This is a genomic window from Nocardia sp. 852002-20019_SCH5090214 (assembly GCF_001665865.1).
In the GTDB taxonomy this organism is placed as follows: Bacteria; Actinomycetota; Actinomycetes; order Mycobacteriales; family Mycobacteriaceae; genus Nocardia; species Nocardia nova.
In genome coordinates, this window is record NZ_LZMK01000008.1 from 1 (window position 1) to 21,368 (window position 21,368).

18 protein-coding genes are annotated in these 21,368 nt (G+C 69.3%); 11 read left to right on the forward strand and 7 right to left on the reverse strand.

Features of this window, described 5'->3' with window-relative positions; translation table 11 throughout:
* The coding region (locus A5780_RS00330) for an NAD-glutamate dehydrogenase domain-containing protein (protein ID WP_197521631.1) at positions 1–1,782 on the forward strand (1,782 nt) is incomplete at its 5' end.
* Positions 1,783–1,917: 135 nt separating this feature from the next.
* On the opposite strand, the gene A5780_RS00335 is transcribed toward A5780_RS00330, so the two are convergent.
* On the reverse strand, positions 1,918–3,180 hold the full coding sequence (locus A5780_RS00335) for an SPFH domain-containing protein (RefSeq protein WP_064905944.1): 1,263 nt from the start codon (positions 3,178–3,180) through the stop codon (positions 1,918–1,920).
* 184 nt (positions 3,181–3,364) lie between these two features.
* Between A5780_RS00335 and A5780_RS00340 the strand changes: the two genes are divergently transcribed.
* Together A5780_RS00340 and A5780_RS00345 are read left to right on the forward strand one after the other, a co-directional pair.
* Entirely contained in the window at positions 3,365–4,915 is a 1,551-nt protein-coding gene (locus A5780_RS00340) for an amino acid permease (protein WP_063018512.1), read from the forward strand.
* A 127-nt stretch (positions 4,916–5,042) separates the two neighbouring features.
* A complete protein-coding gene (locus A5780_RS00345; protein ID WP_082976201.1) occupies positions 5,043–7,472 on the forward strand; it encodes a serine/threonine-protein kinase in 2,430 nt (809 codons plus the stop codon).
* 6 nt (positions 7,473–7,478) lie between these two features.
* Here the strand turns inward: A5780_RS00345 and A5780_RS00350 are convergent, their stop codons facing one another.
* Positions 7,479–7,844, reverse strand: a complete 366-nt coding sequence (locus tag A5780_RS00350; protein WP_036524529.1) for a DUF1707 domain-containing protein — start codon at positions 7,842–7,844, stop codon at positions 7,479–7,481.
* 117 nt (positions 7,845–7,961) lie between these two features.
* Between A5780_RS00350 and A5780_RS00355 the strand changes: the two genes are divergently transcribed.
* The 5 genes from A5780_RS00355 to A5780_RS00375 all read left to right on the forward strand — a co-directional run bounded on the left by A5780_RS00355 (position 7,962) and on the right by A5780_RS00375 (position 13,992).
* The gene (locus A5780_RS00355; RefSeq protein WP_064907424.1) at positions 7,962–8,696 is read left to right on the forward strand and encodes a MerR family transcriptional regulator; all 735 of its coding nucleotides are present in this window, start codon (positions 7,962–7,964) and stop codon (positions 8,694–8,696) included.
* 142 nt (positions 8,697–8,838) lie between these two features.
* Positions 8,839–9,348 carry a hypothetical protein gene (locus tag A5780_RS00360; protein ID WP_064907425.1) on the forward strand — a complete coding sequence of 170 codons (510 nt, stop codon included), beginning with the start codon at positions 8,839–8,841 and terminating at the stop codon, positions 9,346–9,348.
* Between the two features lie 123 nt (positions 9,349–9,471).
* Entirely contained in the window at positions 9,472–10,056 is a 585-nt protein-coding gene (locus tag A5780_RS00365; RefSeq protein ID WP_030515447.1) for a dihydrofolate reductase family protein, read from the forward strand.
* Positions 10,057–10,120: 64 nt separating this feature from the next.
* The gene (locus tag A5780_RS00370; RefSeq protein WP_064907426.1) at positions 10,121–11,500 is read left to right on the forward strand and encodes a LuxR C-terminal-related transcriptional regulator; all 1,380 of its coding nucleotides are present in this window, start codon (positions 10,121–10,123) and stop codon (positions 11,498–11,500) included.
* Positions 11,497–13,992: an AAA family ATPase gene (locus tag A5780_RS00375; RefSeq protein WP_064907427.1), complete on the forward strand. Its 2,496-nt coding sequence runs from the start codon at positions 11,497–11,499 to the stop codon at positions 13,990–13,992. Before A5780_RS00370 ends, A5780_RS00375 begins: the two co-directional genes overlap by 4 nt.
* On the opposite strand, the gene A5780_RS00380 is transcribed toward A5780_RS00375, so the two are convergent.
* Together A5780_RS00380 and A5780_RS00385 are read right to left on the reverse strand one after the other, a co-directional pair.
* Positions 13,986–15,077 (reverse strand): aminotransferase class V-fold PLP-dependent enzyme, encoded by a 1,092-nt coding sequence (locus tag A5780_RS00380; RefSeq protein WP_064907428.1) that lies wholly within the window; start codon positions 15,075–15,077, stop codon positions 13,986–13,988. The two genes, A5780_RS00375 and A5780_RS00380, sit on opposite strands and share 7 nt — an antisense overlap.
* 87 nt (positions 15,078–15,164) lie before the next feature.
* A complete protein-coding gene (locus tag A5780_RS00385; protein WP_231982759.1) occupies positions 15,165–16,070 on the reverse strand; it encodes an MBL fold metallo-hydrolase in 906 nt (301 codons plus the stop codon).
* 157 nt (positions 16,071–16,227) lie between these two features.
* Between A5780_RS00385 and A5780_RS00390 the strand changes: the two genes are divergently transcribed.
* On the forward strand, positions 16,228–16,668 hold the full coding sequence (locus A5780_RS00390; RefSeq protein ID WP_064907430.1) for a MerR family transcriptional regulator: 441 nt from the start codon (positions 16,228–16,230) through the stop codon (positions 16,666–16,668).
* On the opposite strand, the gene A5780_RS00395 is transcribed toward A5780_RS00390, so the two are convergent.
* The 3 genes from A5780_RS00395 to A5780_RS00405 all read right to left on the reverse strand — a co-directional run bounded on the left by A5780_RS00395 (position 16,662) and on the right by A5780_RS00405 (position 19,697).
* Positions 16,662–17,957, reverse strand: coding sequence for a sensor domain-containing diguanylate cyclase (locus A5780_RS00395; protein ID WP_063018496.1), 1,296 nt, complete (start codon positions 17,955–17,957; stop codon positions 16,662–16,664). The genes A5780_RS00390 and A5780_RS00395 overlap by 7 nt on opposite strands.
* Before the next feature lie 32 nt (positions 17,958–17,989).
* Positions 17,990–18,793, reverse strand: coding sequence for an SAM-dependent methyltransferase (locus A5780_RS00400; protein ID WP_082976203.1), 804 nt, complete (start codon positions 18,791–18,793; stop codon positions 17,990–17,992).
* A gap of 118 nt (positions 18,794–18,911) precedes the next feature.
* Positions 18,912–19,697, reverse strand: coding sequence for a maleylpyruvate isomerase N-terminal domain-containing protein (locus A5780_RS00405; RefSeq protein ID WP_064905961.1), 786 nt, complete (start codon positions 19,695–19,697; stop codon positions 18,912–18,914).
* 416 nt (positions 19,698–20,113) lie between these two features.
* On the opposite strand from A5780_RS00405, the gene A5780_RS42680 reads away from it, so the two are divergent.
* Both A5780_RS42680 and A5780_RS00415 read left to right on the forward strand, forming a co-directional pair.
* A complete protein-coding gene (locus tag A5780_RS42680) occupies positions 20,114–20,878 on the forward strand; it encodes a DUF6319 family protein (protein ID WP_064907463.1) in 765 nt (254 codons plus the stop codon).
* A gap of 102 nt (positions 20,879–20,980) precedes the next feature.
* On the forward strand, positions 20,981–21,358 hold the full coding sequence (locus A5780_RS00415) for a MerR family transcriptional regulator (protein WP_064905963.1): 378 nt from the start codon (positions 20,981–20,983) through the stop codon (positions 21,356–21,358).
* Positions 21,359–21,368: the final 10 nt, after the last annotated feature.

Consider the following 21,368-nt stretch of genomic DNA (forward strand, 5'->3'; position numbering starts at 1 on the left):
GAGCGGAAGCGGTTGTTCGGGTTGGCGCGGTCGTCGTGGGCGGATTACGACACCTCGCTGATCAGCGAGGGCGGCGGTGTCTTCGATCGCTCCGCCAAGGCCATCGCGATCACGCCGCAGATCCGCGCCGCGCTGGATCTGGATCCGGGCGTGAGCACGCTGTCCCCGCCGGAAATGATCCGGGCGATCCTGCTGGCGCCGGTCGATCTGCTGTGGAACGGCGGTATCGGCACCTACATCAAGGCCAGTACCGAATCGCACGCCGACGTGGGTGACAAATCCAACGACGCCGTGCGGGTCGACGCGGATCTGTTGCGCGTCAAGGTGATCGGCGAGGGCGGCAATCTGGGCGCCACCGCACTCGGCCGGATCGAGTTCTGCAAACTCGGTGGCCGGATGAATACCGACGCGCTCGACAACTCCGCCGGCGTGGACTGCTCCGACCACGAGGTCAACATCAAAGTCCTGCTGGGAGCGGCGATTTCCTCCGGCGAGCTGGCCGCCTCGGACCGCAATGCCCTGCTGGCCGAGATGACCGACGAGGTCTCGGCACTGGTGTTGCGCGACAACATCTCCCAGAACTTCCGGATGGGTCTGTCGCGTTCGAATGCGGCCGCCATGGTGGGGGTGCACCGGCGGTTGATCGCGGAACTGGAGACCCGGCGCGGTGTGGACCGGCAGCTCGAGGCACTGCCCTCGGATGCCGAACTGGACCGGCGCGCCGCGGCCGGTGCCGGGCTGACCTCACCCGAGCTCGCCAATCTGCTTGCGCACGTGAAGCTTTCGCTCAAGTCGGATCTGCTCGGTGGCGATCTGCTGGACAGCAGTGCGTTCGAGGCGCTGCTGCCGGGTTACTTCCCGACACCGCTGCGGGAGCGCTTCGGCGCCGCGATCGGCCGGCATCCGCTGCGCCGGGAGATCCTGGCCACCATGGTGGTCAACGATATGGTCGACTACGGCGGCATCACCTACGCCTTCCGGCTCGCCGAGGAGGCCGGCGCCACCACCGACGATGCGGTGCGCGCCTTCACCGCGGCCGTGGAGATCTTCGATCTGCGATCGCTGTGGGAGCGCATCCGCACCACGCCGATGCCGGCCGCGGCGCGCAACGAGCTGGAGATGGAGACCAAGCGCACCCTGGACCGGGCGGCGCGCTGGCTGCTGACCAACCGGCCGCAGCCGATCGCGGTCGGTGCCGGCATCGCGCGTTACCGCGACGGGGTGCGGGCGCTGGCGGCCCGGGTGCCGGCCTGGCGGCCCGGCGCGCTCGCCGACGATCTGATGTCGCGCTCCGGCGGACCGATCGGTCACGGCGCGCCGCGGGAACTGGCAGAGGAGGTGTTCCTGCTGATCCATCGGTTCCCGCTGCTGGACGTGCTCGACATCGCCGATATCTGTGAACGCGATGCCGACGAGGTGGCCGCCCTCTACTACGCGCTGGACGCCCACTTCGACATCCAGCGCCTGCTGTCCGCGGTGGCCGGACTGGATCGCGGCGATCGGTGGCAGACCCTGGCGCGCTTGGCCGTTCGCGAGGATCTCTACGATTCGCTGCGCTCGCTCACCGCCGACGTGCTGACCACCACGGAACCGGTCGACACCCCCGAGGAGAAGATCGCCTACTGGGAATCGACCAACCGCTCCCGTCTCAGCCGCGCTCGCGCGGCACTCGGGGAGATCTTCACCTCCGACGCCCACGACCTGGCGACCCTGTCGGTAGCCGCACGCCAGGTCCGCAGCATGGTCGGCAGCGCCGAAACGACGGCGACGGTGCCCAGCTGACCTGCCGGTGGGTTCGGGTGCGCCGCCTGGGACCGGCACACCCGAACCCACTCCGGAACCCGCCGCCGCCCACTCGTGAAACCGAGTGGGCGGCGGCGTCCGCGAATCCCGGTCCCAGCGAGCAGCCGCGGCGGTTCACGGGCCGGCGGGGGTGCCGCAGGCGCCGCAGAACCGGGCCGCGGGCGGCAGGTCCGCACCGCATTCGGCGCAGTGCCGCGGGGGAGCGGCCAGCCGGGTCCCGCAGTGCATGCAGAACCGCGCGGTGCGGGGGTTGTCGGTATCGCAGGCCGCGCAGGTCACCTGCTCCGAGGCGGTGGCCTCGTCACTCTCGAGCCGTGACGCCGCGGACGAAGGCGATTCCGCGCTCGAGGAGGCGGCGGGGGAGCCGGTCGTCGCGGAGTCGTCGGCCCCGGCGGGAGTTGTCGGCGGCAGCGAGCCCGAGGTCGTCGGCTCCGGTGTGGGTGGCGGTTGCAGGGCCGGTCGGCCCGCGGGCTGACCGAACGGCGGCGGCGGGGGTGGCGGGGATTGCTGCGCGGCCCACGGCACCGTCGACTGCTGACCCATGCCGGCAATGGCGTTGAGACCCAGTGCGGCACCGAGGAATCCACCTTCTCCGCCGCCGTGTCCGTGCGCCATTCCCTGTCCCGCGCCCAGGGCCATTTCCCCGGCGGCGTAACGCTGGAAGTCGCCGGCGAGCCGGATGTAGGTGACATCCTTGGCGAGTCGTTTGAGCCGCTCGGCGTCCTCCGGTGCCAGGGTGATGTCGAAATTGCCCATGCGCGAGATCCGCATTCCGTACTCGTACAGCGTGAGATTGGTCTGGCGCACCACCGCGGACTCGATCGACTGCAGCTGCGCCGAGAGGCCGAGCACCTGCCAGTCGCCCTCCGAGATGCCGTGCGACACGGTCATCTTCATCGACTTGAGCAGCAAATCCGCGCACCAGGCCTGAACTCCGGCAGGATCGGTGAGATCGGTGGTGCCGACGAGGGAGGTGATCAGTTGCGCGGGATCGCGGACGGACAGGGCGAATTCGCCGAAGACCCGCAGCGTCACGATCTGCTCGCTGGCCGGGTCGACGATGTCGTCGAGCCGGCCGCCGAATTTGACGCCCGCGAATTCGCGCGTGGAAACGAAGTACAGCTCCGCGCGGTAGAAGTTGTTGCCGGTGACGGTGTCGACGAGCGCACCGAGTACCGGCAGCTCGTCGGCGTCGACGCGATGGCGCCCCGGCCCCATCGTCGCGACGACCCGGCCGGACTTGACGAACAGTGCGATCTGATCGGCGTTGACGATCGTCCGGCTGTAGCGCCGGATGTTCAGATCGGGCCACTTGTAGACCAGCTGATCCTTGCGACCGTCCGGGACGGCGATGAATTCCCGCTCGAACCAGGCCATATCCTCGCCCTTCCTCGGCCGTTGTCGTTATCCAGCGTACCGATACCTATCGGTATGATCTACCGCCGACCTCGGCGGATGGCATTTCCGTTGTGTTACAACCCATCCCACGTATTGAACGTGCCGTTGAATGACGGTACATTGCCCATAGATATGATCGCCGTCACGTGAAAGGTCCTCCCCCATGACAACTGTTCGACCTCCCTCGGAGGCGACGGCGCCCGCGGACGCGCTGCATGCCGAGGATGCGGGCTATCACAAATCGCTGCGCCCCCGGCAGCTGCAGATGATCGCCATCGGCGGTGCCATCGGCACCGGCCTGTTCCTCGGCGCAGCCGGCCGCCTGCACGACGCGGGCCCGGGCCTGTTCCTCGTCTACGCCGTCTGTGGAATCTTCGTATTCTTCATCCTGCGAGCGCTCGGCGAGCTGGTGCTGCATCGCCCCTCCTCGGGATCGTTCGTCTCCTACGCTCGCGAGTTCTACGGGGAGAAGCTGGCTTTCGGCGTCGGCTGGATGTACTTCTTCCACTGGTGTATGACCGGGATCGTAGACATCACCGCGATCGCGACCTATGTCCACTATTGGGGAGGGACCCGCAGCATTCCGCAGTGGCTCATCGCGCTGATCGCACTGGCGATCGTGGTGAGCATCAACCTGATCTCGGTGCGCTGGTTCGGCGAGCTCGAGTTCTGGGCGGCGCTGATCAAGGTGGTCGCGCTGGTCGCCTTCCTGATCGTGGGTGTGGTCATCCTCGGCGGCCGCTTCGATCTGGACGGCCAGACCACCGGCCTGAGCCTGCTCTCCGCGCACGGCGGTCTGTTCCCGACCGGATTCCTGCCGCTGGTCACCGTCACCACCGGTGTCGTCTTCGCCTATGCGGCGGTCGAGCTGATCGGCACCGCCGCGGGTGAGGCCGAGAATCCGGAGAAGATCATGCCGCGCGCGATCAATTCGGTGATCGCACGGATCGCGCTGTTCTACGTCGGTTCGCTGGTCCTGCTCGGACTGCTGTTGCCCTACAGCGACTTCCACGCCGGCGAGAGCCCGTTCGTCACCTTCTTCTCCAAACTCGGGGTGAACGGCGCCGGGTCCATCATGAATCTCGTCGTGCTGACCGCCGCGTTCTCCAGCCTGAACGCCGGGCTCTACTCCACGGGCCGGATCCTGCGCTCGATGGCGATGAACGGCAGCGCGCCCAAGGTGGCCTCGCGTATGTCGAGTTCCGGTGTGCCCTACGTCGGCATCCTCGCTACCGGGTGCATCGCGCTGATCGGTGTCGGACTCAACGCGATGGTGCCGGACAAGGCGTTCGAGATCGTGCTGAACATGTCGGCGCTGGGCACGATCTTCGCGTGGACGGCGATCATCCTGTGCCAGTTGCAGTTGTGGCGCTGGTCGCGCATCGGCAAGGTCGAGCGGCCGTCGTTCCGGCTGATCGGCGCTCCGTACACCAGCATCGCGACCCTGGTGTTCCTGGCGGCCGTGGTGGTCCTCATGGCCGCCAGCGACGACGACGTGCAGCGCTTCGCCGTGCTGGCCATGGTGTGCGTCATGCTGCCCGCGCTGGTCGCGGGCTGGTTCCTGGCCCGCCGCAAGGTCTTGGCCATGGCCACCGAGCGTCTCGGCTACACCGGTCAGTTCCCGGTGCTGGCGGAGCGTCCGCTACAGAACGAGGCGGCCGAGTCGGCAGCCGAATCCGGGGAGCCGGGATCAGCGCCCGACGCCCAGAAGTAGTCGCTCCCTCCGCCCCGGTACCACCGGGGCGGAGCTGTTCCCGGCCTTGGGAAGCTCGCGAACGCGGGACCGCGAACGGGGAACGAGAATGAGGCCCCGGTTCATCAGCGGCCTCGGGAGGTTTCTCATGCCGGAGCGACCCGATACGCCACTTCCGCATCCGTGGGCGAATCGCCGCATCCGCCGCAGCGAGGTGCGCGGACCCGATGCGCATCCGTGGGCGACGCGACGCAACGGTGGGACAGAACTCTCGCAGCGACTGCGCGTCGCGGTGGACTCTCCGGATGAACCGTCCGTGCGGCAGGCCGGCGGCATCGCTGTCGAGAAGAACGGTGCCGCAACGAGTTTCGAGCCGGACCCGTTCTCGGGGCCGGTGACCGCGGATGTCGAGGTCGACACGCTCGGCACCGACACCGGCTCCGGTCGCAGCGCGCGCTCGCGGCCGAGTCCGCGGCGGCTGGGCGCCGGTCTGGTGGAGATGCCGCGGGTGGTCTCGGTGGATCCGCGGGCGGCGGTGCTGGACGACCCGGAAGTGCCCGAGGAGAAGCGGTTCTGCTGGAAATGCAACTCCCCGGTCGGGCGCGCGGGCGACGCGGGCCCCGGGCAGGTCGCGGGGGACTGCGGAAAATGCGGGTCCCCGTTCAACTTCCGGCCGATTCTGCAACCGGGTGAGGTCGTCGCCGGACAGTACGAGGTGCAGGGTTGCCTGGCGCACGGCGGTCTGGGCTGGATCTACCTGGCCGTGGACCGCAACGTCAGCGATCGCTGGGTGGTGCTGAAGGGCCTGCAGAATCCGCAGGATTTCGAGGCGCACGTGGTCGCGCTCGCGGAGCGGCAGTTCCTGTCGGAGGTCGCCTATCCCGGCATCGTGAAGATCTACAACTTCGTCAAGCACCGCGGCCCGGGCCGCGATGTCGCCGACGGCTACATCGTGATGGAGTACGTCGGCGGGCAGTCGCTCAAGCGTGTGCTCGATCAGCGTGCGCCGCAGCGTATTCCGGTGGCGGAGGCGATCGCGTACGTGATGGAGGTCCTGCCGGCGCTGGACTACCTGCATTCGTTCGGATTGTCCTACAACGACCTCAAACCCGACAACATCATGGTCAGCGAGGACGAGGTCAAACTCATCGACCTCGGTGCGGTGGCGGCCATGGAGTCGTTCGGAAGTATCTACGGCACACCGGGTTTCCAGGCGCCCGAGATCACCGAGACCGGGCCCACCGTCGCCTCCGACATCTACACCGTGGGCCGCACCCTGGCGGCACTGGTGATGCAGTTGCCGCGCGACGAGCGCGGCCATCAGCTGCCGGAAATGCCGGAGCCGCAGGCACATCCGCTGCTGGTCCGCTATCCGTCGCTGTATCGGCTGCTGTGCCGGGCCACCGATCCCGAACCGGCCCGCCGATTCCCCTCCACCTATTCGATGTACTGCCAGCTCACCGGCGTGCTCCGGATGGTGCTGGCCACCGACACCGACCGGGAACATCCGCAGGCTTCGGTCGAATTCGGTTCCATGCGTGGTGATTTCGGCATCGAGACGCTGATCGGCCAGACCGACGGTATCGTCGACGGCCGCCACCGGATGCCGACCCTCGACGCGCGCGCGGTGGTGGCCGCCCTGCCGGTTCCGCTGATGGACAGCACCGATCCCAGTGCCGAGCTGATGTCCACGCTGCTGCACGGGGATCCGCGCCACGCGCTGGATACGTTGCGGCGCATACACGATCGGATCGCCTCCGGGGTGCTGGCCGACACCGGTTCCTTCGAACTCGAGGGCGCTCTCACCGCGGTGCGCGCCCATCTCGATCTGGGCGAGGTGGAACCGGCGCGGGCCCTGTTGCGGGAACTGATGCTCGACTACGACACCGACTGGCGGCTGACCTGGTACCGCGGTATCGCCGATCTGCTCGACGGCGCCTTCGAGCACGCCTACACGCAGTTCGACACCGTGCACGCCATGCTGCCCGGGGAGATCGCCCCCGCGCTCGCGCTGGCGGCCACCGCCGAACTGGTCCTGCAACATCTCGACCTACCGGCCGATCCGGATCGCTGGCACCGGGCCGCGGTCGACTTCTATCGGACCGTTTGGCGCACCAACCACGGGGTGGTCAGCGCAGCGTTCGGACTGGCGCGGCGACTGGCCGCGGACGGCGAACTGCTCGACGCCGTCGCGGTACTCGACCGGGTGCCGATGTCCTCACGGCACTACGCGCTGGCCCACATGACCGGCGGACTGCTGCTGGTGTCGCGACCGGTGGCGGAGGTGACCGAGGAGGACCTCGCCGCGGCCGCGCTGCGCCTGGAGGCGCTGCCGGAGGAACCGCGGGCCCTGCAGTTGCAGGTCGTCGTGGTGGGCGCGGCGCTGGAATGGGTGCGTGCGGGCGGGCAGCCGCGCCGGCCCGAGGCGACCCTGCTGGGCTTCGCGCTCACCGAATCCGGTCTGCAGCTGGGGCTCGAGACCTCGCTGCGCGCCCTCGCCCGCACGGCACCGGGCCGGTTGCATCGTTACCGGCTCGTCGATCTGGCCAATCAGGTACGTCCGCGCACCCGGTGGTGAACCGGCTCAGGCGACCCCGCGCACCCGCCAGAGCACCACGGCCACCGGCGCCGCGGCGATCAGCAACAGCCACAACCAGTTTCCGGCCGCCCATGCCGCCGCCCCCGCGAAGACCGTGATGGCACCGGCCAGGACGGCCAGGGAGGGCAGCGGATTGGCCGGTGCGGGCGCGGCCGGGGGATCGGGGGTGACGGCGGGCAGATCGGTGAACAGCGCCGCCAGCTCGACGCGGGTATCGGCCCGGGTGGCCAGCGCGGTGCGCTCGTCGAATTCGGGCAGGGTCAATCTGCCGGCGCCCAGTTGCTGTGACAATTCTTGCAGTGCGCGCTCTCGCTCGGCGGCGCTGGGGCGCGCGTCCGCCATATCGTCCATGCACAGCAGGATAGGTCCGCCACCCCCGCGGATCGCAATCGAACCGCCAAGGATGGGAACCGGCATGCCGCCGCACACTTTCGATCCACGTATGTTTCAGTGTGGTTTCCTTGATGTATGACGACCCGGACCGAGTACACCATCGACGAGCTCGCGCGTGAGGCGGGGACCACCGTGCGCAGCCTGCGGGTGTACCACGAGCGCGGTGTGCTGCCGCCGCCGCAGGTCAAGGGTCGCACCGGCTTCTACAGCGCCGAACACCTCAACCGGGTGCGGACCATCAGCCGATTGCTCGACCGCGGCATCAAACTCAACGGCATCAAGGAACTGCTCAACGCCTGGGATCGCGGTGACGATCTCGGCGACATTCTGGGCGTCGCGGAGCCCGATGCGTCGTCGGGCGCCGAATCGCCGGCCGATGTGACGATCGCCGCGACCGACCTGGCGCAGCGGTTGCGCGAGGTGCCCAACGGACTGGCCCGGGTCGTCGCCCTCGGCCTCTACGAGCCGGTCGACGCCGGCACCTACCGCGCCGCCGATCCGATGCTGCTGCAGGCCGCCGACCGGCTGGTCGCCGCGGGTGTGCCGGAGCCGGAGATCATCGCCGAATTCGAGCGGCTGGCGACCGAATGCGACCGGATCGCGCGCCGCTTCACGGACCTGTTCCAGCGCACGGTGTGGACCGGCTTCCAGGATTCGGCGGGCACGCCGGCCGATGTGGCCGGGCTGGCCGCGGGCTCCGAGGCGATCCGGACCGTCCCGGCACAGGCCGGCGCCGAACTGATCGGCCGGTTCGTGGCCCGGTATCTCGATCAGGACAGTGCGCTGAACGAGGCGCTCGCCGACTCCTGAGCGTTCACCGCGAAATTCCTTCACTCCCATCCCTGGGGATATTTCACAGTATAACGTGCCGTTATCTAACGGTACATTAACGGTGTGGCCGATACTTCCGTCCATCAGCGTCGGAAGTGCACGATTGAACGGAGACACACCGATGACCGCAGCCACCTTTGCCCGCACCACCCGATCCCTGCTGCTGGCCGCGACCGTCGCGGGTGCCGCGGTCGTGGGCCTGTCCGCCGGTCCGGCCGCGGCGCAGGCGCCCGGACCGTACTGTCTGTGGGCCGGCGCCGCCTTCGCCCCGGGGACGCAGGTGCATGCCGGCGGCTGGGCATTCAGTTGCCGCAGTGAACTTTTCGGCGCCGCCCGATGGAATGCGGACGGTCCGTCCCACCGCGCCGACACCGTGGCCAATCCGGGCGCGCTCGGAAACCCGGCCGGTCGCTTCAGTCCCGGCGCACGCCAGCCGGGCACGTCCTACAACGACTACTGCGTGGGCGATCAGCTGATCGCGGGGACCGAGGATGTGTACGAGGCGGTTCCGGCCTCGGGCGGTCTGTACTGGCGAGCGGCCGGGCCGATCTCCCAGTGGCGCTTCCAGGGCGAGGGCCCGGCGCCGACCTGGCGTTCGTCGAGCCTGTGCCGCGACGGCGAACTGCTCTGATCCGGCACCTATAGGTAACGGGCGCAACCTACTTAAGTAGGTGCGCCCGAACATTACCGATGCGCGCCGCCCCCACCGGGGGGAACAATCACACGTCGGCAAGTTACGGCAGATGGGTGAGCGATGGCAGGCGTGACACTGTGGATGCAGATGTCGCTCGACGGATACGCGGAGGGGCCCGACCAGGAAATTCACTGGCCGGTGGTGGACGAAGAGCTGTGTGAGTCCTTCCTGGACGAACTACGGGCGGCCGAGGTGTTCGTCTACGGCCGTAAGACATTCGAGATCATGGCCGCGTTCTGGCCCTATGCCGATGCCGATCCGGCCATCTCGCCGTTCTACGTCGAATTCGCGCGCTGCTGGAAACGCACACCGAAACTGGTGTTCTCCCATACGCTGCGCGATCCGGGCTGGAACACCCGGGTGATCGGTGCGGATCCGATCGGCGAGATCAGCGCGCTGCGGGCGGCCTCGACCGGACCCGTCGTGGTCTTCGGCGGTGCGCAAACCGCCTCGTACTTTCTCGAACACGATCTCGTCGACGAATACCGGCTGTTCGTGCACCCGCTGCTCCTCGGCGGTGGGGTGCCGCTGTTCCCCAAACCGCTGGATACGGCGGGACTGCAGCTGGTGGACATCATGACCTTCGACAGCGCGGTCGTGCAGATGCACTATCAACAGGCCGCGCCGGTCGCGCGAACGGGGTAGTCGCAGATCGCGGTATCGAATCCGGACACGCGACGGGGGCACGGTGGGCTAACTTGTTCCTACTATGTTCCAGCGATCGCGCATCGGTGTACTGCCCGCCACCAGCAGTGAGTTCGTGGGCAGGCTCGCGCAGCGAGAGCGGATAACCGCGCTGATCGCCCGTGGCGCACGGCTGATCACCCTGACCGGCCCCGGCGGTATCGGCAAGACCAGGCTGGCCATCGAAACGCTGCGCCGCGACGTAGACCTGCCCACGCGCTGGCTGGCGCTGGCGGAACTGGACGCCGAGACCGCGATCGCCGAACTACGCGAGTTCGCGCCCCGGCCCGGCGGCGCCCCGCACGTACTGGTGCTGGACAGCTGCGATCGGCTGGTGACCTCCCTCGCGACCGAGCTCGCGGACCTGCTCGAAGCCGACCCGGCGCTGACCGTCGTGGCCACCAGTCGCGAGCCGATCGGCTGGATCGACGAACAACTCGTCCCGGTGCCCTCGCTGGATCCCGCACAGGCGTTGCGGCTGCTGCGCATTCGCATGGAGCTCACCGGCCGCACGGCCGGCGACGGCGACGAGGACGACGATATCCTCCGGCGGATCTGTGCGCATATGAGCCACAATCCGTTCGGCCTGCGGCTGGCCGCGATCAGATTGCGGCACCATCCGCCCGCCATCGTGTTGCACGAGGTGAGCGGCGATGCCTACGACCGTCGCCTGCAATGGTCCGACAGTGCCCGGGTCGGGGTGGAAGCACGCCACCGCGATATCGGCGCCAACATCGCATGGTCCACCAGTCGCTGCACCCCGGCCGAATCCATTCTGCTGCAACGGTTGTCGGTCTTTCCGGGTGGCTCCGCGGGCGGCGGAGCCGATCGGGAGGCGATCGAGGCGATCTGTGCCGACGAGGCGTTGCCCGCGGTGTCGATCGAATCGACACTGGACCGGCTGGTGGAACGGTCGCTGGTGATCGTGCGGCTGACCGGGACCTCGGCACGGTGGTATCTCACCGAATGTGTCCGCCTCGTCGCGCGCGCCGAACTGCACCGGCGTGATCCGGTCGAGGCCAATCGGCTCGCGGCCCGGCATCTGCAGCTGCGCCGGCTGGAGGTGCGCCGCGCCGAGGGCTCGGCGCTGCCCCAGCAGCCGTGTGTCGTCACGGCACAACCGCCGGTCGGCGCGGTGGCGGCGGCGCGGCCGGAGTCGGAGCGCTGGGAGAGCCTGTCGCGGGCGGAACGTGAGGTGGCGGTGCTGGCGGCCGCGGGCTGGCCCAACAGCGCCATCGCCGTGCGCCGCCGCAGTTCGGTGCGCACGGTCGATGCCCAGGTGGCGATGGTCCGGCAGAAGTTGCAGATCACCTCGCGCGCGGAGATCGCCCGGCATCTGCCCGCCGAGGCCCGGGAGCGGATGCGCAGCGAGGCTTTGGCCCGGCGCGAGACGGCCCGGTCGTGACCACACCGTGGATATCCCAATTCGTCGGCCGGACAGCGGAACTGCGCAGCATCGCCGAACTGCTCGAACCCGGTGGGCCCCGGCTGATCACGCTGCTCGGACCGGGTGGGATCGGTAAGACGACGCTGGCTACCGAGGCGTTGCGCAGGTCCCAGCGGCCCGGTCGCGATCACGTGCTGTGGGTGCGGTTGGCGCGGCTGGAGACCGGCGCCGACGCCGAGGCGGTCGCCGAGGAGATCGTGCGCACCGTCGCACCGACCGCGACCACCGGCAGCAGCGCGGAAGACTGCCTGCTCGAGGCCTTCGCCGCGCTCGGCGCCGCTCGCACCGTCCTGGTCCTGGACAACTGTGAACACGTGCTGCATCCGGTGGCGCGGCTGATCGTCGAGCTACTGAGCGTGAATCCGGACGTCACCGTCGTGGCCACCAGCCGGGAACCGATCGGCTGGACCGACGAGCGGCTGGTGCCGGTGCCGCCACTCACCAAAAACCATGCGCTGGAACTGTTCCGGCGGCGTGCCGAACTGACCGGCCGGCCCATCGCCGCGGATCCCGCGACCCTGGAACTGGCCGCCCGGATCTGCCGGCAGGTGGACAACAATCCGCTGTTCATCCGGCTGGCCGCGGCCCGGCTGCGCTACCGGCCGCTCGCCGAGGTGTTGCGCGATCTCACCGGCACCGACTCCGAGGCGTGGATGCACTGGTCGTCGGGTGTGCGGGCCGGCGCCGACGAGCGTCATCGCAACGTCGGTGACGTGATCGCCTGGTCCTACGGGCTGTGCACCGACGCCGAACGCCTGCTGCTGGACCGGATGTCGGTCTTCGCGGCCGGATTCGACCCCGGTGACGAGGAAACCCGCAGCGGCGGTATCGAATACAGCGCGGTGGCGCAGGTCTGCGCCGACGAGGCGTTGCCCGAGCCGGTCATCGCCGCCACGCTGGAGCGACTGGTCGAACGGTCGCTGGTGTCGACCCGCATGACGGCCACCTCGGTGCGCTATTTCCTGCCCGAGAGCGTGCGCGCGTTCGCCCGCCTCCGGCTGCAGGAGCGACCGGACGGTGCGGCCTCACCGTCCGGCATGCCTGCCCGCCATCGTCGCTACTTCCGTGACAAAGTCGTTGCCGGACAGGCGATGTGGTACGGCCCCGACGAGATGGAGTGGATCGACTGGGTCCGCGGGGCATGGAACGACGTGCTGCTCGCGGTGGAGACCAGCCTCGGCGATCCGGCCGAGGCCGTGATCGGACTCGAGATCGCCACCGTGGTCATGGCATTGCGGGTGCCGTTCCTCACCGGCACCAACCGCGCGGTCGCCGGGCTCACCGAACGCGCCCTCGCGGTGGTCGGCGACGATCCGGCCTTGTCGTCGCTGCGGATCACCGCCAAGGCCCTGATCGGCTGGATCGCGGTGTGGCAGGGCCGATTCGACTACACCTCCCGCCTTCTCGGCGAATGTGCCGCCGAATGTCTCACCGATCCCGTGCTGCGCCGGGAGTGGCGAGAGCACACCGCCGACGACATCGGCCTGCCGGCCCAGGTCGAATTCACCTGGGGACTGGAACTGTTCCTGATTCGCCTGGACCTGCGCTCGATCGAGGTGTTGTCGCGCGCCCGCCGGAAGTTCGCGGCCGTCGGCGATCGCGGCGGCACCCAGCGCAGTGATCTGTTCACCGTGCTCGCGGCCGCCAGCCTGGCGACCCCGGAGGTGGCCGGGCGGGTGGTGCGCCGCCACCTGCACGACGCGGCGAAAACGGATGCGCCGTGGGCGGTTTCGTGGGCCGAGTTCGCGGAACTGGTCGCCACCATCCGCCACGGCGACCCCGCGGACGCCGTGCGCCGGGGCCGGGCGGCGGTGGCCGCGCATCTCGATCGCGGAGATACCTGGACCGCGGGTTGGATCATCCATTTCTGCACCGTCGCGCTGGCCGCGATCCTGTCGCGGCGTATCGAATCCGGCGCGCGCCCGGACGAGCTCGCGGCGGCCGCGCGGGAGATCGCCTACCTGCAGGGCGGCACGGCCGCGCTGCATCGCTCGATGGGGATCGCCTCGGACCGGGTGCCGCTGGTGGTGGAGGGATCCTCGGCGGCGCGCGCGGCCGCGACCGCGGTGCTCGGGGCCGAGCGTTACGCCGCCGCGGTGCGTCGCGGTGGGCGGATGCGGCCGCAAGACAACGAGTTGCAGCGGTATTTCCTCGGGCGGCTGGAGATCGTCGAGGACGCCGATGCCGGCCCGGACGACGCACGATGGCAGGAACTTTCACCCGCCGAACGCGATATCGCGATTCTGGTGGCCGCCGGTTGGACCAACAGTGCGGTCGCGGTGCGCCGCGGGACGTCGGTCCGCACGGTCGACGCCCAGGTGGCGACCATTCGCCGCAAACTCGCGGCCGCGGACCGCTCGGCGATCATCCACCGCATTCCCGGCGAACTGCGCGATCGCGTGCGTGCCGAATCGCGACAGCCACCGGGACGTCCGCGCCGCACCTACTGACCCGACATCGTTCGACTCCGGCTGTCGCTCAAGGCTTTCAAGGCACGGTCGACATCGTCGGAATCGTTGTGGACGTGGAACGACACCCGCAGCGCACCCGCTCGGGCCGTGGTCACCACCGCGGCCTCGGCCAGGGCGTCGGCGGCGGCCGCGGCGCCCGGAATCGACACGATCGGCGCGCGTCCGGGCACGGGCGCGAAGCCCAGGTCGTCCAGTCCGGCGCGGAAGCGGTCGGCCAGCGCCAGATCGTGGGCCTGAATCGCCGGAATCGTCAACTCCTCCAGCAGTTCCGCTCCGGCCAGCGCGCCTACCACACCCAGCCAATCGGGCGTGGCGTCGAAGCGCCGCGCCGTATCGGCAAGTCGTTGCGGCGCATACATTTCCGCCCAGCGGTCGGCGGCCGCGTACCAGCCCGGCGCATGCGGGCGCACCCGGTCGGCGATCTCCGGCCGGATCGCCAGCAGCCCGACACTGCGAGCGCCGAGCAGCCATTTGAAGCTCGCGCACACCCAGATGTCGGCATCGGCGAATCGCAGCGGCAACCAGCCCGCCGCCTGCGAGACGTCGAACAGCAGCAGCGCGTCGTGCGCCGCGGTGGCCTCGCGCAACCGCGCCGGATCGACCGTCCGGCCGTCGGCGGACTGGACGAGACTGCAGGCCACCAGCGCGGTATCCGGTCGAACCTCCTCGGCCAATCGCTCCAGTTCCACCGTGCGTACCCGCAGATCTCCGCGGTAGCGGAACGGATTGGGTACGGAGGCGAAATCGCCTGCGGCGACCAGCACTTCGGAGCCGGGCGCGAGTGCGGCCGCGGCCGGGCCGATGAGCGCGGCGGCCGAATTGCCGATCGCCACATCGGCTGCCGTCGCGCCGTCGAGGATGCGGGCATAGGCCGCGCGCAGCCGATCCACCCGATCGTCGTAGCGCGAGGGTGCGCGATGCCCGCTCGCCCACCCGTCGAGAACCTCACGCACCGCCGTGAACGCGCGGGCCGGCGGAATGCCGTACGAGGCGGTGTCGAGATAGGTGGTGTCGACCGCGAATTCGTGGCCGGCCAGAGCGGGAACATACGCCGAGGAGGTCATGAGGCCATGGTCGCGAGCGAGTGGCCCGCCGGTCCATAGCCACCCGAGGCTCGCTGGACCGGTCGAAGGTGCCGAACCGCCGCGACCTCAGCCGTCGTTCGCCACGCCCACGTTCGCGTCCTCGGCGCGCAACCGCTGGGCGGCCGCGTGGTCGTGGGTCGGCACCACCGTCACCGTCGTGCGCGCCAGATGCAGCCGGTGCAGTGTGCGGAAGGTCAGTTCGCGATCGTCATCGGCGAAACCGCCCGGGTAGCTTGCCTTCTGGCGGATCTTGTCGATCTGCAGGTGGTGCCAGGCGGCATCCCCGGCGAGCAGGACCCAGCCCCGCCGGGTGTGGGCGAGGACGCCGATACTGCCGGGGGTGTGCCCGGACAGATCCACCAGCACCACGGTCCCGTCGCCGAACAGATCGTGGCTCGCGGTGAACGTCAGCACCGGCGGTCCGTCGAGGTCGTATTCGACCACGGGCCGCTCCCGCAGCGCATCGCGGACGCCGCCGACCGGCGCGACCGGACCCGTCATGATCCACCGCTGCTCGACGCGGTGCATGTGGACCGGCAGTTCCGGCAGATCCAGCAGACCGCAGACATGATCCCAATGCGCGTGCGTGGGCAGCGCGAAATCCAGCGGTCGCGGATCGTGTTGACGCAGCGAGTCGACGGTCGCCACGGTTGCGGCCGGGGGCCGCACCGCGACCCGCAGGACCGCCGGGAGCTGCGCGATCGCGCGACGTTCGGCATCCAGGCAGACGCCGGGGTCGACCACGAACCGGGCCTGCGGATGTTCGACGACGAAGGCGGTCAGCGCGTTGTCGATACGGCGCGGGGTGAACGTTCCCTCGACGACCGCCGCCGTCGGCACCGACCGTGGTGCCTGCGGCAGCGCGCGCACCGAGACGACGCCTCGGGGCTCGGGCAGCCCGGCATCGGGGATCGAGGCCAGGAAGCGCCGATCGAGCCGGCGGGGCAGCATCAGCCCGCGCACGGAACCCACTGCGGCAGTGCAGCATTCGAGCACACTCGGTGTCTTCACCGGATCCGGCATGTCATTCGTCCGTTCTGTGGGTGGGCCGCGAACGACGGGATCGTCGCCACGTGTTGTGGCACGATAAAACTTAAGGTCGACATGAAGTAAAGGGGTGAGGCCGGCGATGGACGAGGGACTGAAGATCGGCGACGCCGCCGTGGCGATCGGCGTCGAGGCGCATGTGCTGCGCCATTGGGAATCGGTCGGGCTGCTGCATCCGGCCCGCAGTCCCTCCGGGCATCGCGCCTACGACGAACAGACTCTCGACCGGGCACGGCTGATCCGCACCCTGCAGCGCACCGGGTTGTCGCTGCGCCGGATCCGGGAACTCGGCATCTCCGGGCGCGACGAACGGCTGGCCCTGATTGCCGCCGAGCGGGCACAGTTGCGCCGCCGCATCGACCTGTTCGAGGCCACCGATCGCTTCCTCGCCCACATCCTCGATTGCCGCCATCCCATCCTCGCCGAATGTCCCGACTGCTCCGGTTTCCTCGCCCGATACGGCGACGAGCGCGACCGGCACGAATTCGCGGATCGAGACCCCTCGCCGCTGCCGGCTCACTGATGCAGGCGTGACCGGCTGCCGGGCCGTTGCCGCGCACTCTTGTTGCGGTACATCGCGGTGTCGACGGCATGCATGAGATCGTCGACCGCCTCGGGCTGCCGGGTGACCAGTGCGGTGCCGATCGAGGCGCCCACCGTGATCGCCCCACCGGCCACCACGACCGGTTCGCCGAGTGCCGCCAGCAGCCGGGACGACATGTCGACCAGTTGCGTCTCGCCCGCGCACCGCTCGATCAGCACGATGAACTCGTCGCCCCCGATCCGAGCGGCCAGCCCATCGGGCTCGGCCGCCGCCCCCAGTCGCTCGGCGACCGTACGCAACACGCGATCACCGATGGTGTGCCCGTAATCGTCGTTGATCTCCTTGAATCCGTCCAGGTCGAGATAGCACAGTCCGATCGGCGGCTCGGCCTGCGCCAGCCGGTCGAAGAACAGCAGCCGATTGGCGAGCCCGGTCAGATCGTCGTGATGGGCTTCGTGCCAGAGCCGGTCGGCCAGCGCCTTGCGCTCGGTGATGTCGACGGCCACCCCGATCAGGAATCGCACCCTGCCGCGCGCGTCCCGCACCACCGACATGGACAGGTCGATATCGGAATGGTGACCGTCGGGCCGGGTGAGCGACGTCTCCATCCGGAAGCGGTCCAGACCGCCGCGCAACAGCTGCTGGAACTGGGTGTAGGCCTCACCGACGTTGCCCTCGCCCAGCACCGCCGCCACCGACCGGCCGAGGATCAGGTCGATCGGCACACCGAGCATCTCGGCGAAAGCGGCGTTCACATCGCGGACCCTGCCGGTCTCGGCGTCGATGGTGCCGATGCCCACCGAGGCGCCGGCGAAGATGGCGCCGAACCGGGCCTCCGACAGTTGCCGCCGCGCCTGTTCCTCACGGACCGCGGCCAGTGCGGCGCTCAGCGTCGTCTCCTGTTCGGCGAGAGCGGCACCGCGCAGGGCCGCGGTGAATCCGGCGGCGAACTCCCCGGCCACGGTGACGGCGCGGTCGCGGACGGTCTCGTAATCGGGGTCACCGGGGTCCGGGCAGATCTCGGCGACCATATCGCGGCAGATCACCGCCACCGATCGGCTCACCGCGGCATCGTCGCGATAATTCGCGGCGACCAGCGACGAGGCGGCCAGCCGGGCCGCCTCGACGCCGACGGTGCCGCGCAGCGTGCCCAGCAGTTCCTCGCACAGGCCGGTGAGCAGGGTCTCGATCTCGGTTCGCGTCAGGGTCGGCGCGACCACTCCGTCGAGTGCGTCGGCCCACCGCGCCGCCAACTCCTGCGAACCCACCCTGCAAACCCCTGCCTATCCCGTGGACCCCGTCACACCTTGTGCCCCACGCCGCCCAAACCGAGCGAGCGTCCCGGCGTCTCGTGCAGGTCACGCTCGGATTCCGGGCGCCACAGAGGTAATTCGACGACGCCCGGCTCGACCGGTTCCCAGCCGGTGAACATGTCGACGATGGCCGCGCGGTCGCGGAAACGGATTCCGACGCCGCTGGTCGATTCCTCGTGAATCCGCGCGGCCGCCTCCGGCCGGTGTGCCGAGGACAGATGGGAGATCGCGATATAGCTGCCCGGCGCCACGGCCGCCCGCAACGCGGCGACCTGCTCGCGCGGACGTTCCTCGTCCTGCAGCAGATGCAGCACGGCGACCAGCAGCAGACCGACGGGACGATCGAAGTCGATCAGGCCGGTCTCACGGGCGCGCGCGAGCAGTTCCTCCGGCTTGCGCAGATCCGCCTCGATGGCGCCCGCGTGGTCGTTGCCCTCCAGGATGGTGGCCGCATGGGTGACCGCGACGGGGTCGATGTCGGCGTAGAGCACCCGGATCGAGGGATCGATGTCGTGCGCGACCTCGTGCACATTCCCAGCGGTGGGAATTCCTGATCCGACATCGAGGAACTGCCGGATCCCGGAGTCGATCATGAATCGGACCGCCCGGCGCAGAAAAGCGCGGTTGCTCAATGCCAGCCGCGGCAGATCCGGCACCAGCTTGCGCCCCTCCGCCGCAGCGTGCCGGTCCACTTCGAAATTGTGGGAACCGCCCAGCAGCGCGTCGTACATCCGGGCCGGGCTGGGCCGCTGCATATCCACGCCCTCGGGCGCCCACGCTGGCCTGTCCACTCGAATCCCCTCTTGCCGATCGAGAATCGGCCCGCCGGACCGCGGGGTCCGGGGCCGATCTTGTCGAAGCCCAACTGTACGCCCACGCGGGTCCGGTCCGCGGACATGCGTCGGCCGCTCAGACCAGATTGATCGAGTCGAGTACGCGGGCGCCGAGCTCGGCATCGCCGGTGATCGCGACCGCGCCCGCCCGCCACGGCAACCGCCGGGTACCCCACTGCGGAAACTCCAGCGCCAGCGCGGCGATATGGGCGGCGGCGCCGGCGGCCTGACCGGGCCGCACCCGCAGCCGTCCGCCCCGCGGCTCGATCCGCCAGGTACCGCCGCCGGGGCCGGTGAAAGTCAGCGCCACCGGGGCGTCGAGCCAGCTCAGCGCCTCGCGATGGGAACGCTCCAGCAGTACGGTGAGCCAGGTCAGGATGGCGTTCATGCGCAGCGCGTCGGTGGGTGGCGGGGGAAGGTCGAGCGCGGGCGCGATGTCGTGGCGCAGATGCGTGTGCCAGTCGAAGAGCAGCATCGCCGGAATCAGGTCCAGCCGGTACCAGCCCAGCTCACCGATCGGGAGCTGTATGCGCCGTATCCCCGCCGCGGTGAACAGCGACAGCGCCCGCACGCCGCGCCGCGACCAGGTGTCGAATTCCGGCAATACGTGACGCGTTGTGTGCGAACGCTTTTCGTCCACCAGCTGTTCGTTGAGGCGCTCCAGATCGCGAGTGGCCACGATGGCGGCGGCACTCGGGGTGAGCAGCGCGCGCACTCCGGTCGTCATGTGGATGACGACCTCGGCCACCGACCATCCGGCGGCCGCGCTGGGCGCGGCCCACTGCTCCTCGGTCAACTCCCCGCAGAATTCGAGCACCGCGCGGCGCTCGTCACTGAGGCCGGGCAGATATCGCGAACTCATCGGCAGACCTCGACGACCACCGAACTCCTCATGAACAGCGCACGCTACCGGTTCGTGGTCGCCGGGAGCCAGAGCGTGCGCCGATTTCGGCCCCGGACCGGCGCCTCGGCACACTGCGGCAACGTCGCCGCACCCGCCGGGACGTCCGTCTGTGCCGGTGCGCCGGCGAAGGGGCCGGCCGAACGGTTCGCCGAAACATTGCAGTGGTCTCGTACGCGGGCGAACCGACGGACACCGACGATTCCGGATGCCGCGTTGTGCACGCGGCCGAGTTCGCCGCGCGCGGATCGGCCGATTCGCTGAGCTGTTGCCGATATGTCTGCCGTAACCCGGGTGTCGCGCACGATGTGGACTTGTCGGTGCCATGGGGCATGCTCTTGGCACGCAGATGTCTACGAGCCCGCCCGGAGTACACCATGTCGTCCCCACGAACCAAACCGCAACCGTTGTCCGACACCGAGATTCGACAGATAGCGGCCGAGCTCGCCGACGGCCGGCCACCCATGGTGTGGTTCACTCCGGCGGCAGTGGGAGTATCCGAGGGGCGTTCGGGCAAGGTGATCGCACTCGGTGATCCAGCCGACGGCGATTTCCTGCAGGTCCGGCCGACCGGATCGAAGGATGTCATGTCGTTCTCGCCGACCGAGGTGACATTGGCCAAGCCCGCCCGCAAGGACAAGCGCACCACCACATCCGAGACCACCGGCGCTACGCCGGAAACGAGGAAGGACACCGCAGTGAGCATGTCGTCGTCCGTGACCGCGCCGTCCGCGCCGACCACACCGGCAGCCGTGCCCGCCGCGGCGTCGAAAACGCCTGCGCCGCAACCTGCTTCGGATCAGAAGCCGGCGGCCAAACCCGCCGCCACGCCGGCCGCCCGTCCCCAGAAGTCGGCCGCGGCCGCCCGCAAATCCAAGGCCCCCGAGGTGACGGTCACCCTGTCCGGCACCGCCGACGGGGAATGGGCCGTGGATGTGGTGCACGGTAAGAAGCGCACGATCAAGGGCCTGGCGGTGGCGGGTGCCTCGGTGGCGCAGGCCGCGAAGCTGCTGCATCCGGAGGTCGCCGAGGTGGTCGACTCCGTCCTGGACGCCGTTCGCGACTCTCAGCGCGCCAAGGTCGAACAACTCCAGGCCGAACTCGAACAGGCCCGGCGCCTGCTCGACGAACTGTCCGGCTAACCGGGCCGCACGCCACAGCTCCCTCCGAATTCGCGGCCGCGGCCTTGCGTTGACACCGATGACAACGTTTAGCGTGGCGGCTGCAGTGGCGAGAGGGAATTCATGCTGATCGGAGAACTGGCCGAGCGGGTGGGAACGAGCGCCCGGATGCTGCGGTACTACGAGCAGCAGGGTCTGGTCCGGTCCCGGCGGTCGGCGAACGGCTACCGCGTCTACGACGAGCACGAGGTGGATGTCGTACGCAAGATTCGCGATCTGCTGGAGCTGGGATTCGATCTGGCCGACACGCAGCCGTTCGTCACCTGTCTGCGCGCAGGCAACGAGTCGGGTGACGAATGTCCGGAATCTGTCGAGTCACTGCGTCGCAAATTGGCCGAGATCGACGACGCGATCGCTCGACTCGGCGCCGCACGCCGGCATCTGACGGATCGGATCGACGCTGTCACCGGACCGTCGCCGAAGTGTGCGTTCACCTGCTAACTCGGAGGTT